Raw genomic sequence first — 13,679 nt, 5'->3', positions numbered from 1 at the left:
GTCTGGCCCGTCGAGGGCCAGACCGGCGCGGATCCTGGCCACAGGCCAGGACCCCCGCTCAACTGCACCCTTTTTTATTGAGGACAACGAGATGAAAACAGCAGCAATCATCGGCGGCGGTGTGATCGGCGGCGGCTGGGCGGCGCGCTTCCTTCTGAACGGGTGGGATGTGCGCGTCTTCGACCCCGACCCGGAGGCGGCGCGCAAGATCGCCGAGGTGATGGAGAACGCCCGCCGCGCCCTGCCGGGGCTGGGCAATGTGGCGCTGCCGCCCGAGGGCACGATGACCTTTCACGACACCATCGAAGCAGCCGTTCAGGGCGTCGACTGGGTGCAGGAAAGCGTGCCGGAGCGGCTGGATCTGAAGCAGAAAGTTTACGGCGAATTGCAGGCGCATGTGCCGCCCGGCGCGGTGATCGGCTCGTCGACCTCCGGCTACAAACCCTCGCAATTGCAGGAGGGGTTCACCAACGCCGCGCAGATCGTTGTCGCGCATCCCTTCAACCCGGTCTACCTGATGCCGCTGGTTGAGGTGGTCACCACCGAGGCCAACAGCCCGGAGATCATCGCCAAGGCCAAGGAGATCATCAGCGCCATCGGCATGTACCCCTTGCACCTGAAAAAGGAAATCGACGCCCATGTGGCGGATCGCTTCCTCGAGGCGGTCTGGCGCGAGGCGCTCTGGCTGGTCAAGGACGGTATCGCCACCACCGAGGAGATCGACAACGCCATCCGCTATGGCTTTGGCATCCGCTGGGCGCAGATGGGCCTGTTCGAGACCTATCGCGTCGCAGGTGGCGAAGCCGGGATGAAGCATTTCATGGCCCAGTTCGGCCCGGCGCTCAGCTGGCCCTGGACCAAGCTGATGGATGTGCCGGACTACAATGACGCGCTGGTGGACCTGATCGCCGGTCAGTCCGACGCGCAATCCGGACATCACTCCATCCGCGAGCTGGAGCGCATCCGCGACGACAACCTCGTGGGCATGATGCGCGCGCTGGGCGCCAACGACTGGGGCGCGGGCGCGCTTCAGAACGCGCATGATGCGGCGCGCATGCAGGAGGCGGGACTGGCGCGCAGCATGGATGATCTTGCCGATCTCGCGCAGCCGATCCTGACCCAGAATCGCACCGTGCCGCTCGATTGGACCGACTACAACGGCCATATGACCGAGAGCCGCTATCTCGACGCTTTTGCGCAATCGACCGACCGGCTGATGGAGATCATCGGCTGTGACGCCGACTATATCGCCTCTGGCGGCAGCTATTTCACCGCCGAGACCCACATACGCCATATCGACGAGGTGCACGCGGGCCACCCGATCCAGGTGAGGACCCGGGTCATCATGGGTGCGGGCAAGAAAATGCACCTCTGGCACGAGATGTATGAGGGCGACCGGTTGCTGGCGACGGGGGAGCATATGCTCTTGCATGTGGACCTGAAGACCCGTCGCTCCGCGCCGCCTGCGGCACAGATCGAGGCCAATCTGACGAAGATCGCGGCGGCACATGAAGCACTGCCTGCGCCCGAGGGACTGGGCCGCGCCATTGGTGCGCCTCGGTGAACAAACCTGCCCGGGCGCGTCCGGCTTCGGACGCGCCGGGGCCACTCCCTGCGCCGACGCACCCAAGTGTGCCGTATGAGAGCGGTGTTTGTGAGATTGCCTGAGGCGGGGGCCAACACCCGGACAGTCAGAGGCACCACTGGCATCAGGGCCCAGGCCGTCAATCTCCATGACATGGCGCGGGCGGACGCAACCGCAACACCTCGCATGTCTCCGCTGTCGACACAAACGCGGTGCAACGCGGTGTGCCGGCCGTGGATCAGATAGAAAGGGCCAGCCCGTGGCTGGCCCTTCCTGATGTCTCAGCGCATCCGTGCACAGGACCTCAGTGTTCAGTGCACCTCTGAGGCTTTCGCTGCATCGGTGGCCTCCGGATCGGACGGGACGTCGGCGGCGACTTCGGGGGCGATGTCAGTGCCGTCCAGCATGCCATTCACCACGCCGGACACGCCGTCCTCCATGGAAATGCCCAGCTCACGCCCCAGCGTTTTCAGCGCGGGCATCTGCACCGCCATGCCCATGATGGAATCCAGCGCCTGATTGACCACGGGTTTGTCGCCAGACGCCCCGGCACCTGCGCCTGCGCTGCTGTAGGCCGCGCCGCCGCCCACGCCACCGACCTGATGGATCTTGATCGAGTCGATTTTCTCGGCCGGTTTCACCATCTCTGCAATGATCGAGGGCATCGCATCGATCCGGGCGAGGTCAACCTTCATGCGCACCAGTTCCGGCGAGAGCGCATTGTCGGCCTCGACCAGCGCGCGTTTCCCTTCGGCCTCCGCCAGCATGTCGTTCTTCTTGGCCTCCGCGCGAATGTTGAGCGCATCGGCCTCGGCCTGGGCTTCCTCGCGGCGGGCTTCGGCGCGGTCGGCGGCGGCTTCTTTTTCGGCCTGTGCGGCCAGACGAATGCCGGTGGCCTGACGTTCCGCCTCGCGCGCGGCCTCGATCAGAACAATCTGCTTCTGACGCTCGGCCTCGGCCACCTGACGGGCGGTTGCCACGGCTTCGGTTGCTTTGGTCGCTTCGGCGCGGGCCATATCCGCCGAGGCGCGGGCGCGGCTTTCTTCCTCGGATTTCTGCGCGATGATGACCTGACGTTCCTGTTCGGCCACCTCAAGCTCGCGCTCCTTGGTGATCTCGGCCTCGCGGATCTTGCGCTCGCGCTCGATCTCGGCAGAGCGGATGGCTTCCTCTCGGGCGATGCGGGCGCGTTCGGTTTCACGCACCGAGTCCTCGGTCCGGGCGGCGATTTCCGCCTCCTGCGCCACGCGCATGGTTTCCACCTGCTGCATCTGTTCGATACGGGCCTGCTGTTCGTCCTGATCGATCAGCAGTTTCTGGCGTTCCCCTTCCATCGCGGCACGGCGCACGGCGACCTCCGCCTCCGCATCGATCTGGGCGCGTTCTTTTTTCGAGGTGGCGATCACCTCGGCCAGTTTGCGCATGCCCACCGCGTTGAAGGCGTTGTTTTCGTCCAGCGCCTCAAACGGCGTCTGGTCGAGTGCCGTGAGCGAGACAGATTCCAGCGACAGACCGTTTTTCAACAGATCCTCGGAGACCGCATTCTGCACCTCCTGCACAAAGTCGGCGCGGTTTTCATGCAGCCCGTCCATGGTCATCTGTGCGGCCACCGCGCGCAGACCGTCGATGAGCTTGCCTTCGATCATCTCACGCAGCTGTTCCACATCAAAGGTCCGGTCGCCCAACGTCTGTGCCGCGCGCGAGATGCCTTCTTCGGTCGCCATCACCGAGACGTAGAATTCCACGCCCACATCGACCCGCATACGGTCCTGCGTGATCAGCGCAGCCTCGCCCGAACGCTGCACCTCCAGACGCAGGGTCTTCATGTTGACGGGGCTGACCTCATGCAGCAACGGGATCACAATGGTTCCGCCGTCCATGATGACCTTTTTGCCGCCAGAGCCGGTCTTCACCAGGCTCACCTCGCGGGTGGCACGGCGGTAGAGTCGCCCCAGAACAAGCCCGATCAGGGCCACAAAAATCAATATGGTGATCACGCTCACCAGCAGGAATGAAAAGTCCATCCCAAACCTCCTTCAGGTCAAAGTTACGTTTAAATTCAAGGTGGGGCTGCCCCCGCGCGACTCAGTCAGAGAGCGGCACGAGAACATATCGTTCGGCGCGGCGGTCACGGATCACCAGCACCTCGGTGCCTTGGGCAATCTGTTCCTGATCGCTCAGGGGTTCAGCGCGCAGGTAATGGGCGTTGCCAAAACGGTCCATGACGCGGACCTCGGCGGGGCGCCCGCGCGAGGCGGTGCCCTGGGTGACGGTTCCACGGCGGCGGCCGAAGGACCCTTCGGACAGAGCTTCGGTCTGGGTCTGTGGCAACAGCCGCGCAAAGACCGCGCCGAAGCCACGCGCAAACCACAGGGCCAGGATGCCGGCGGGAATTGCGACCAGCCCAGCCGGGGCAAAGATCTGGAACAGATCCCGGAGGCTGAGTTGCAAGGCCATGCCCGACAAGCCAAAGGCCATCAGTGCAGAGCCGAGCCAGATCAGAAAGGGCATGCGCCCGATGCCGAGCCAGCTGAGCACGCCGCCGCCGCCGGAAATCTCTGGCGCGGTTGCGGGGGCTTCCGCCTCCAGCCCTTCCAGCCCGTCGATGTCGAGCGCATCCAGATCAACGCCATCCAGCGCGTCCAGATCGACGCCACCAATATCGAGATCCGCGTCCAGCTCCACACCACCGGGACCATCCAGATCAGCGTCGCTGTCCCCGGCCAGAAGGCTGCCCCCCAGCAGCAATGCCAGAACTTCCATCCCCACCAAACCAAGCAAAAGCGCCAGCGCCATGGTGAAAGGGGCAAAGGCCCCGTCGAGAAGAAGATCTGTCATCCGTATATAAAATCCAATTTGTATGCCATTGTATGCAATCTATATGTTCACGCACCCGTGAGGATTCAAGGGATTGGGGTTCAAAATCGCCCTCAACCTCCTGCAAGCGCCCCCGAGGGTCAAGGTGAAGAGCGCCGCTGGCGCAGCAGATTTGCCGCTTTCTTCGCATCGCCGGATCACATGGGGTTTTCGTACCTTCCCGCATGGGATAGACGAGCGGCCAGACAAGCGACGTGGATGGACGATATGGCCCGAATTCTCATCACCTCGGCACTGCCCTATATCAATGGGATCAAGCACCTCGGCAACCTCGTGGGAAGCCAGCTGCCTGCCGATCTCTATGCCCGCTACAACCGGGGGCGCGGTCATGAGGTGATGTTCCTCTGCGCCACCGACGAACACGGCACCCCCGCCGAACTGGCCGCAGCCAAGGCGGGCAAACCCGTGGCCGACTATTGCGCCGAGATGCACGAGGTCCAGGCCGACATCGCCAAGCGGTTTGGCCTGTCGTTTGACCATTATGGCCGCTCCTCCAGCCCGCAAAACCACGCGTTGACCCAGCATTTCGCGGGCAAGCTGGAAGAGGCCGGGCTGATCACCGAAGTGTCGGAAAAGCAGGTCTATTCCAACGCCGATGGCCGCTTCCTGCCCGACCGCTATATCGAGGGCACCTGCCCCAACTGCGGGTTCGAGAAGGCGCGCGGCGATCAATGCGAGGAATGCACCAAGCAGCTCGATCCGACCGACCTCATCAACCCGCGCTCGGCGATTTCCGGGTCCACCGACCTTGAGGTGCGCGAGACCAAGCACCTGTTCCTGCGCCAATCCGCAATGCGCGACCAGCTGGACCAGTGGATCGACTCCAAGACCGACTGGCCAGTTCTGACCACCTCGATCGCCAAGAAATGGCTGCATGACGGCGATGGGCTTCAGGACCGGGGCATCACCCGTGACCTCGACTGGGGCATCGCGGTCAAAAAAGGCACCGAGGACTGGCCCGGCATGGAAGGCAAGGTCTTCTACGTCTGGTTCGACGCGCCGATCGAATATATCGCCGCCGCCGGCGAATGGGCCGAGGCACACGGCAAATCGGATGCGGACTGGGAGCGCTGGTGGCGCACCGACAAGGGCGCGGATAACGTCAAATACGTCCAGTTCATGGGCAAGGACAACGTCCCCTTCCATACCCTGTCCTTCCCCGCGACCCTGCTGGGGTCGGGCGAGCCTTGGAAGATGGTGGATCACCTCAAATCGTTCAACTACCTGAACTATGACGGCGGCCAGTTCTCCACCTCGCAGGGGCGCGGCGTGTTCATGGATCAGGCGCTGGAGATCCTGCCGTCGGATTACTGGCGCTGGTGGCTGCTGTCCCATGCCCCCGAAAGCTCTGATGCGGAGTTCACATGGGAGAACTTCCAGCAATCCGTGAACAAGGATCTGGCGGATGTGCTTGGCAATTTTGTCTCGCGCATCACCAAATTCTGCCGCTCGAAATTTGGCGAGCAGGTGCCCGAGGGGGGCGCATGGGGCGAGCAGGAACAGGCCCTGATCGAGGAGCTCTCCACCCGCATCGGCGCCTATGAGCGCCACATGGAAGCGATGGAAGTGCGCAAGTCAGCGCAAGAGCTGCGCGCGATCTGGGTTGCGGGCAATGAATACCTGCAATCTGCCGCGCCGTGGTCGGTGTTCAAGGAAGACCCCGAGCGCGCCGCTGGTCAGGTGCGTCTGGGCCTCAACCTGATCCGCCTCTATGCGGTGTTGTCGGCGCCCTTCATCCCCGATGCCTCTGATCGCCTGTTTGAGGCATTGGGCACCGAGGATCGCGACTGGCCCGAAGACGTCGCCGCAGCGCTCGCCGCCCTGCCCGCAGGCCATGCCTTTACCGTGCCGGAGGTGCTCTTTGCCAAGATCACCGACGAGCAGCGCGAGGAATGGCAGGCGCGCTTTGCCGGCGGACGCGACGCCTAAGCCCCGGACATATTTGCAGAAAACAACGAAGAGGCCGCCCTGTTCCGGGCGGCCTTTTTGCATCTGCGCGCATCAGAGGGCGATCTGTTCGCCCTCGTTCAGCACCTGAAGCGACCAGCCGGGGGACCGGGTTTGGTGCAGGTGCTGCATCACGTCCGGCCCTTCGCGATAGAGGGAATAGGTTGTGTGATGCACCGGCAGAACCGACCGCGCACCCACTTGTGCGGCAAAATCCATCGCCTGCGCCCCATCCATGGAGATCTGCCCCAGCGCGCCCTCGCCGCCGACCGCGCCGATATGTGGAATGAACAGATCCGGGGTGTCCTGCTGGGCCAGCGCCTGCGCCACCGGCGCGACATGGAACGTATCGCCCGCCCAATACAGACGCTGCACCTGCGCGCCACGGCGGGCCTCGATCATATAGCCGTTGCCAAGGCCCAGCACCGCCGAGATTTGCGGGTTGAGCGAATGCACCGCAGGCAAGGCGGTGACCCGGAGCTCACCACTGGGGCCGTTGAACACACGCGTCGCCCCGTGCCGCACGGCCTGTGCGCCATAGCCCTGCTGCCGCAGATGCTCCGTGTCGTGCTCCGGTGCCAGCACGGGCAGGCTGCGGTCCAGCCAGGCTTGGGCCTTCTGATCGAAATGATCCTCGTGCAGATGGCTCAGGAGCACCAGATCCGGGCTGCTGTGCGTCAGCCCCGGAAAGGGCGTCAGCCGGGCGTGGGTCTTGATGTTCGGGCCTTTGGCAAGGTCAAACATCTCATTGGGATCGCCCATCACAAAGGCCTCTTCCCCTTCGCCAAGGCAGGGATCGGTGAGAATACGCAGGCCTGCGGCTTCGATCTCCATCATCGCGCCTCCCAGCCAACGCACCGACAGGGGGGCCGTCGCACTGCGCACGGTGGCGGGCAACAGGCCCGCTGCGGCAACCGCAACACCGGATTTTAGAAAGCTACGTCTGTTCATCTGCTTCTCCACTTCTGATGAAGCGGATGTAACCCCTCGCATCGGGCGAAATAATCGCCATAATACCGCAGACACTAACCGAGATAGTCGCACAATGAACGATCTGCAAAACATCGAAACCTTCGCCGAAGTGGCGGGCCAGTTGAGCTTTGCGGGCGCGGCGCGGCGTCTGGGTCTGCCGCCCTCAACCGTCACCAGCCGGGTGCGGGCGCTGGAACAGAGCCTCGGCGTGCGCCTCCTGGATCGCACCACCCGCAGCACTGCCCTCACCGCCGAGGGCGCGGTGTTTCTGGAGCGCTGCCAACGGGCCTTGGCCGAGATCGAGGCGGCGCGCAGCCTTGTCTCGGCCGATGTCAGCGCCAGCGGGCCGGTGCGGCTGTCGGTGCCGACTGCCCTGCCCATGGAACGGCTGGCCCGTCTCACCCGGGACTTTCTGGCGCGCCAACCCAAGATTCACATCGACATCACCGTTGAGGATCGCGCCACCGATTTTGTCCGCGACGGGATCGATGTGGCTCTGCGTGGTCACCGCCCCGGCGGTGCGGACCTGATTGCGCGGCTCTTGTCGCAGATGCCGGTGCAGCTGGTGGCCCCGCCGGGGCGGCTGCGGGATGAGAGCTTGCCGATCCTTGGTCCCCTCACCCGGCACCTGAACAGCAGCCCGTTGCCCGGACAGGCCCAGTGCGAATCCTTTGCGCTGGCGCGGGAGTTGACGCTGGCCGGTGCCGCCCGTGCCTGCCTGCCGCTGTCGCTTTGTGAACAGGATGCCGCGACGGGCGCGGTAGAGATCGCCGCCCCGCCTCCCGGCGTCGAATCGCAGCTTGGCCTTTACCTCGTGTATCAGGATCGCCGCCACCAACCTCAGCGCGTGCGCCTGTTCATAGAGGCGCTTGTGGCCGAATTTTCCGCCACGGGCGGCCCGCCCGAGGGCTGCGCCGCCGCGCCGCAGCCGGGGCCATAGCGGCCCGCGCCCTGGTGTTGTCCGCCCCTGTCGCCGCCGCCACCTTTGGATAAGTCAAAGAAAACAGGCCGGATATGAAACCATTTGACATATCCGACCAAATAAATCAGGAATAGGGCAATCCAGCCAACCTGTGCATCACACGGGCCAGCCGACAACCTGAACCTTGCGTCCCGCACATGTTGAACCTCTCTGGCCAACCACCCACGCACAGTGACCGCGACGCAGATCCGCTGCCGGTGTCGGATCTGTGGCACAACGTCCTGTCGGGAGAGGTGCCGCAGCAGAGCTTTTGCTTTGAGTGGCTGTTCGACAAGGTGGAGCAGAAACAGAGGTCTCCCCGATGAGCAACCTGAAACCGATTTCCCAAGAAGACATTGCCGCAGCCGCACAACCGGAAACCTACCCGACCTACCACGCCGAGGATCTGACCCGCGGCGGTGTGCAGGCCCGCATTCTTCTCAATGGTCAGATCTATTCGCTGCGCATCACCCGCGCAGGCAAGCTGATCCTGACCAAGTAATTCACCCCACGCGCAACAGCGCCACAAATACCAAAGTTCCAGCGAGGATATACTTCATGAAAACGCCGCTTCTCACCGGTGCCGCCATTGCGGCTTTGACCGTAGGCACATCGGCCGCTTTCGCCGCGTCCAAGGCCGATGTTCTGACCAATTACGCAAACATCGCCGAGGCAAAATACGAAGACAGCCTGATCACCGCAAAGGCGCTTCAGGCTGCTGTTGATGCGCTGATTGCGGACCCTTCGGCTGAAAACCTTGAGGCCGCAAAACACGCCTGGCTGGCGGCGCGCGTCCCCTATCAGCAGACCGAAGTCTACCGTTTCGGCAATGCCATTGTCGACGACTGGGAAGGCAAAGTGAACGCATGGCCGCTGGATGAAGGCCTGATCGACTATGTGGACGCCTCTTATGGTGGCCCGACGGATGAGAACGCCGCCGCAGCGCTGAACGTGGTTGCCAACCCGGAGTTCACCCTCTCTGGCGAAACCATCGACGCCTCCGACATCACGCCCGAGCTGCTGGCCGAGACCCTGCACGAGGCCGACGGTGTCGAAGCCAATGTGGCAACCGGCTACCACGCCATCGAATTCCTGCTCTGGGGTCAGGATCTGAACGGCACCGAGCATGGCGCGGGCGAGCGCGCATGGACAGACTATGCGGCGGGCGAGGACTGCACCAACGGCAATTGTGACCGCCGTGGCGCCTACCTGAAAGCGGCGACCGATCTGCTGGTGTCCGATCTTGAGTGGATCACCGCGCAATGGGCCGAGGGCGGCGAAGCGCGCGAAACCGTGCTTTCTGACGAGGACGCGGGCATCACCACGATCCTGACCGGCATGGGGTCGCTGTCCTATGGCGAACAGGCGGGCGAGCGGATGCGTCTTGGCCTGATGCTGAACGATCCCGAAGAAGAGCATGATTGCTTCTCCGACAACACCCACAACAGCCACTACTATGATGGTCTGGGCATCCAGAACGTCTACTTGGGCGAATATGTGCGGGTGAACGGCGATCTGGTGTCCGGCCCGGCACTGGCCGATCTGGTCGAGGCTGCGGATTCTGAACTGAACGCGGAACTGACCGGCAAACTCTCCACCACCATGATGAAGCTGGGCCGCATCAAGACGGCGGCCGAGGCAGGCTTCTCTTATGACCAGATGCTGGCGCAGGGCAGCGAAGCCGGCGAGGCGCTGGTCATGGGCGGCGTCGAGGCGCTGGTGGATCAGACCCGCTCGATCGAACGCGCGGTTGCCGTGCTGGAACTGGACACCGTCGCCATCGAGGGCTCCGACTCGCTCGATAACCCGTCGGCCGTATTCCAGTAATTCAGATCAGGTCCCCGATCTGACAGGAGTCGCGCCCCGTGCGCGGCTCCTTCTTTTTTGCGCGCGCCAATCTTCACAATATGCCGCGCTCACGCTTTCCTGAGCAAATCAGTCTCATTTATCCTTGAAAACTTATTCTTTTGCTCAGATATTGAGGCGAGCAAGTAGCCTATAGAATCTCTTGGGATAAAAGCCCCGTCATGATCATCTGCCACTGCACTGCGATCTCGGATCACGACATCCATTCGGCCATCGACTGGATGCGCGCATCTGACCCGCAAACCATTATAACCCCTGGGAAAATCTATCGCGCTCTCGGCAAGAAGGCGGATTGTGGCGGTTGCATGACGCTCTTTCTGGACACCATGCGCGCCAACGCTAAGGTTAGTGTACCTGCACATCTGCAGAACCTGCGTACAGCCATTTCTCCGGAGAGCAATTATGAAGGGCGACCCCAAAGTCATCGACTATCTCAACAAGGCGCTTAGGAGCGAGTTGACCGCTGTCAGCCAGTATTGGCTGCATTATCGCCTGCAGGACGACTGGGGCCTTGGTCACATGGCCAAGAAAAGCCGCGAGGAAAGCATCGAAGAGATGCATCACGCGGACAAGCTGATTGATCGGATTATCTTCCTTGAGGGGCATCCCAATCTGCAAACGCTTGATCCCCTGCGCATCGGCCAGTCCCCCAAGGAAACGCTGGAGTGCGATTTGGCCGCGGAACAAGAAGCCCGCGACCTCTACAAGGAAGCCGCCGAGTACTGTAGGACCAATGGTGATTTCGTCACCGAGGAGCTGTTCAAAGAGCTGCTGGCCGACGAAGAAGGCCATATCGATTTCCTGGAGACCCAGCTTGAACTGCACGACCGCGTTGGCGCCGAAAACTACGCGCATCTCAACGCCTCCAAGATGGACAACGCCGAGTAAGTCGGCCTGTTTCCTGGGTGCGGCCTTCGCTCTGGTGCTGGCCGCACCGCTGCATGCAACCGACCGCGCCGCCGCGCCGCCCCCGGATGGCCTTGCGGAACCGCATCTTTCCGTTCTGCCCCGCACCAAGGACGAAAGCAGCCGCATTGCGCGCGTCACCGCCCCTGCGGATGACTTCACCGCGCCCGAGCCGTTCGAAGACCTCCCCGCCGGGGCCGCCACCCTGCCCTATCGCAATGACCGCGAGGCCTTTAGCGCGCCGCCGGTGAACCTGACCTTTGAACAGGGGCTGGAGTTTCGGCTGGGCGAGGCCCTGTTTGACAAACTCTGGGTGTTCTCGCCGTCCTCGACCCGCGCGTCTGATGGGTTGGGCCCGATCTACAACGCCCGCGCCTGCCAACGCTGCCACATCCGCGACGGGCGCGGACATCTGCCCGAGGGGCCCGACTATCGCTCTGCCTCGACCTTTCTGCGGGTCTCCATCCCCGGCCCGGTGCCGCCCGCCTTGCGCGCCATTCCCGACTATATCGGCATGTCGCCAGAGCCGACCTATGGCTGGCAATTGCAGGATTTCTCCAGCCCCGGCGTCAATCCCGAATACCGCCTGTCGGTGACCTACACCGAGGAAGACATTACCCTGAATGGCGGCGAGGTGGTCCGCCTGCGCAAACCCTCGTTTGAAGCCACCGCGTTGAAATACGGCCCCCTGCATGCCAAGGCGATGCTCTCGCCCCGCGTGGCCCCGCCGATGATTGGCCTTGGCCTGTTGGAGGCCATTCCCGCCGCCGATATCCTCGCCCTTGCCGACCCCGACGATCAGAACGGTGACGGCATATCGGGGCGACCAAACCTCGTCTGGTCCAAGGAATTTGATCAGGTCATGCTGGGGCGCTTTGGCCTCAAGGCCGGCACCGCCACCATCCAGGAACAATCCGCAGCGGCGTTTTCCGGCGATATCGGCATCTCGACACCATTATTTCCGCAGCCCTATGGCGATTGCACAGCCTTGCAGCACGCCTGCCGCAGCGCGCCGCATGGCGACGGCGACGTGCGCGTGACCGAAATTGACCAGCCCAATATGGATCTGGTCACCTTCTACAGCCGCAATGTCTCGGCACCTGCCCGCCGCGATCTGGACGCGCCCGAGGTGCTGCGCGGCAAATCCGTGTTCTATGACAGCGGCTGCGCCAGGTGCCACCAGCCCAAATTTGTCACCCACCGCCTGCTTGATCGCCCCGAGCAGAGCTTTCAGCTGATCTGGCCCTATTCCGATCTGCTGTTGCACGACATGGGAGAGGGCCTTGCCGACAACCGACCCGAAGCGCGCGCCACCGGGCGCGAATGGCGCACCGCACCGCTTTGGGGGATTGGTTTGACGCAGCAGGTCTCAACCCGCGCCACCTTCCTGCATGATGGCCGCGCCCGCACCCTGCTGGAAGCCATCCTCTGGCATGGTGGCGAGGCTCAGGCCGCCCGCGACACCGTCGTCGCCTTGCCCCCCGATGATCGCGCCGCCCTTATCACCTTTCTGGAGTCTCTTTAATGTCTGTCTTGTCTCGTCTGGCGTCCACCGCCTGCGCCCTTGTTGCCCTCACCGGACTGGCGCGCGCCGATGCGCTGACGGATGCGGTCATCGACCAGCATATCTTACCGACCTACGCGCGTCTGGCCACCGAGACTGCCGAATTTGCGACCCTCACGGAAAGCGACTGCGCCCCCACATCAGAGGCCGTGCGCACAGCCTGGGGGGAGGCCTTTGACGCATGGGTTGCGGCCAGCCACCTGCGTTTCGGCCCTTCCGAGGCCGACAACCGCGCCTTTGCCATCGCCTTCTGGCCCGACAGCCGTTCCAAGACCCCAAAGGCCCTGCGCGGCCTGCTGTTGGACAGCGACCCGGTGGTCGACACGCCTGAGGATTTCGCCACCGCCTCGGTCGCGGTACGCGGGTTTTATGCGCTGGAGTACCTCTTTTATGACCAAGCCTATGCAGATCTGACCTCCCCGGATTACGCCTGCGCCGTGGTTAAGGCCGTCGCGCAAGATCTGTCGCGCAACAGCGCCGCGATTTTGACCGATTGGCAAGAGGACTACGCCGACAAGCTCCGCCATCCGGATGACCGTTACCGCAGCGATGAGGAAGCGCATCAGGAACTGTTCAAGGCGCTCACCACCGGGCTGGAGATCCTCGCCGATATGCGCCTTGGCCGCCCGCTTGGCACATTTGACACCCCGCGCCCCAATCGCGCCGAGGCCCGCCGCTCTGGCCGTTCCTTGCGCCATGTGCAGATCCAGCTGGATAGCCTGCGTCACCTGGCACACCTCCTGTCCGAAGGCGATCAGGACCTCTCGCAACATCTGACACAGCTGTTCGACAAGGCCGACCGCCACGCCGCGAACCTTGCCGATGACCCGAGCTTTGCCGGGGTGAGTGATCCACAAAAACGTTTTCTGTTGGAAACGCTGCAACAGGATGTGCGTGAGATCAAAGACATCGCCGCACTGGACCTTGGCCCCACGCTGGGGGTGGAGGCCGGGTTCAACGCGCTGGACGGCGACTGACCCGACACTTCACAACCCGTTCCG

Annotated in this window: 13 protein-coding genes; 10 read left to right on the top strand and 3 right to left on the bottom strand. The window is 63.2% G+C overall.

Going from position 1 to position 13,679, the window contains the following annotated elements:
- Window positions 1-91: 91 nt before the first annotated feature.
- Window positions 92-1,564: a carnitine 3-dehydrogenase gene (locus tag MHM97_RS14000; RefSeq protein WP_239322992.1), complete on the top strand. Its 1,473-nt coding sequence runs from the start codon at window positions 92-94 to the stop codon at window positions 1,562-1,564.
- Between the two features lie 332 nt (window positions 1,565-1,896).
- Here MHM97_RS14000 and MHM97_RS13995 read toward each other — a convergent pair whose 3' ends face one another.
- The gene (locus tag MHM97_RS13995; RefSeq protein ID WP_239322991.1) at window positions 1,897-3,609 is read right to left on the bottom strand and encodes a flotillin family protein; all 1,713 of its coding nucleotides are present in this window, start codon (window positions 3,607-3,609) and stop codon (window positions 1,897-1,899) included.
- Window positions 3,610-3,670: 61 nt separating this feature from the next.
- A complete protein-coding gene (locus MHM97_RS13990; RefSeq protein ID WP_239322990.1) occupies window positions 3,671-4,423 on the bottom strand; it encodes an OB-fold-containig protein in 753 nt (250 codons plus the stop codon).
- Between the two features lie 246 nt (window positions 4,424-4,669).
- Between MHM97_RS13990 and metG the strand changes: the two genes are divergently transcribed.
- Window positions 4,670-6,391, top strand: a complete 1,722-nt coding sequence (gene metG, locus MHM97_RS13985) for a methionine--tRNA ligase (protein WP_239322989.1) — start codon at window positions 4,670-4,672, stop codon at window positions 6,389-6,391.
- 72 nt (window positions 6,392-6,463) lie between these two features.
- Here the strand turns inward: metG and MHM97_RS13980 are convergent, their stop codons facing one another.
- Window positions 6,464-7,360 (bottom strand): MBL fold metallo-hydrolase, encoded by an 897-nt coding sequence (locus MHM97_RS13980; RefSeq protein WP_239322988.1) that lies wholly within the window; start codon window positions 7,358-7,360, stop codon window positions 6,464-6,466.
- 94 nt (window positions 7,361-7,454) lie between these two features.
- Between MHM97_RS13980 and MHM97_RS13975 the strand changes: the two genes are divergently transcribed.
- The 8 genes from MHM97_RS13975 to MHM97_RS13940 all read left to right on the top strand — a co-directional run bounded on the left by MHM97_RS13975 (window position 7,455) and on the right by MHM97_RS13940 (window position 13,655).
- Entirely contained in the window at window positions 7,455-8,321 is an 867-nt protein-coding gene (locus MHM97_RS13975) for a LysR family transcriptional regulator (protein WP_239322987.1), read from the top strand.
- Between the two features lie 179 nt (window positions 8,322-8,500).
- Complete coding sequence (locus MHM97_RS13970) at window positions 8,501-8,668, top strand: hypothetical protein (protein WP_239322986.1); 168 nt, start codon at window positions 8,501-8,503, stop codon at window positions 8,666-8,668.
- Complete coding sequence (gene hemP / locus MHM97_RS13965; protein WP_005628449.1) at window positions 8,665-8,844, top strand: hemin uptake protein HemP; 180 nt, start codon at window positions 8,665-8,667, stop codon at window positions 8,842-8,844. Before MHM97_RS13970 ends, hemP begins: the two co-directional genes overlap by 4 nt.
- Window positions 8,845-8,900: 56 nt before the next feature.
- Window positions 8,901-10,169: an imelysin family protein gene (locus MHM97_RS13960; protein ID WP_239322985.1), complete on the top strand. Its 1,269-nt coding sequence runs from the start codon at window positions 8,901-8,903 to the stop codon at window positions 10,167-10,169.
- 200 nt (window positions 10,170-10,369) lie between these two features.
- Window positions 10,370-10,657 carry a (2Fe-2S)-binding protein gene (locus MHM97_RS13955; protein ID WP_239322984.1) on the top strand — a complete coding sequence of 96 codons (288 nt, stop codon included), beginning with the start codon at window positions 10,370-10,372 and terminating at the stop codon, window positions 10,655-10,657.
- The gene (gene bfr, locus MHM97_RS13950; RefSeq protein ID WP_239322983.1) at window positions 10,611-11,096 is read left to right on the top strand and encodes a bacterioferritin; all 486 of its coding nucleotides are present in this window, start codon (window positions 10,611-10,613) and stop codon (window positions 11,094-11,096) included. Before MHM97_RS13955 ends, bfr begins: the two co-directional genes overlap by 47 nt.
- A 34-nt stretch (window positions 11,097-11,130) precedes the next feature.
- Window positions 11,131-12,639, top strand: a complete 1,509-nt coding sequence (locus MHM97_RS13945; RefSeq protein WP_239322982.1) for a di-heme oxidoreductase family protein — start codon at window positions 11,131-11,133, stop codon at window positions 12,637-12,639.
- Window positions 12,639-13,655, top strand: coding sequence for an imelysin family protein (locus MHM97_RS13940; RefSeq protein WP_239322981.1), 1,017 nt, complete (start codon window positions 12,639-12,641; stop codon window positions 13,653-13,655). The genes MHM97_RS13945 and MHM97_RS13940 overlap by 1 nt, the downstream gene beginning before the upstream one ends.
- The last annotated feature ends 24 nt before the right edge of the window (window positions 13,656-13,679 follow it).

The sequence above is a fragment of the Epibacterium sp. Ofav1-8 genome (assembly GCF_022348185.1).
Lineage (GTDB): Bacteria > Pseudomonadota > Alphaproteobacteria > Rhodobacterales > Rhodobacteraceae > Epibacterium.
Note: the sequence above shows the minus strand (reverse complement) of the source record. Positions and strands in the feature narration are given on the sequence as shown.

What these genes read in the sequence shown, in the direction of transcription:
- MHM97_RS14000 (WP_239322992.1), top strand. Translation starts at nt 92, where the DNA reads ATGAAAACAGCAGCAATCATCGGCGGCGGTGTGATCGGCGGCGGCTGG.
- MHM97_RS13995 (WP_239322991.1), bottom strand. Translation starts at nt 3,609, where the DNA reads ATGGACTTTTCATTCCTGCTGGTGAGCGTGATCACCATATTGATTTTT.
- MHM97_RS13990 (WP_239322990.1), bottom strand. Translation starts at nt 4,423, where the DNA reads ATGACAGATCTTCTTCTCGACGGGGCCTTTGCCCCTTTCACCATGGCG.
- metG (WP_239322989.1), top strand. Translation starts at nt 4,670, where the DNA reads ATGGCCCGAATTCTCATCACCTCGGCACTGCCCTATATCAATGGGATC.
- MHM97_RS13980 (WP_239322988.1), bottom strand. Translation starts at nt 7,360, where the DNA reads ATGAACAGACGTAGCTTTCTAAAATCCGGTGTTGCGGTTGCCGCAGCG.
- MHM97_RS13975 (WP_239322987.1), top strand. Translation starts at nt 7,455, where the DNA reads ATGAACGATCTGCAAAACATCGAAACCTTCGCCGAAGTGGCGGGCCAG.
- MHM97_RS13970 (WP_239322986.1), top strand. Translation starts at nt 8,501, where the DNA reads ATGTTGAACCTCTCTGGCCAACCACCCACGCACAGTGACCGCGACGCA.
- hemP (WP_005628449.1), top strand. Translation starts at nt 8,665, where the DNA reads ATGAGCAACCTGAAACCGATTTCCCAAGAAGACATTGCCGCAGCCGCA.
- MHM97_RS13960 (WP_239322985.1), top strand. Translation starts at nt 8,901, where the DNA reads ATGAAAACGCCGCTTCTCACCGGTGCCGCCATTGCGGCTTTGACCGTA.
- MHM97_RS13955 (WP_239322984.1), top strand. Translation starts at nt 10,370, where the DNA reads ATGATCATCTGCCACTGCACTGCGATCTCGGATCACGACATCCATTCG.
- bfr (WP_239322983.1), top strand. Translation starts at nt 10,611, where the DNA reads ATGAAGGGCGACCCCAAAGTCATCGACTATCTCAACAAGGCGCTTAGG.
- MHM97_RS13940 (WP_239322981.1), top strand. Translation starts at nt 12,639, where the DNA reads ATGTCTGTCTTGTCTCGTCTGGCGTCCACCGCCTGCGCCCTTGTTGCC.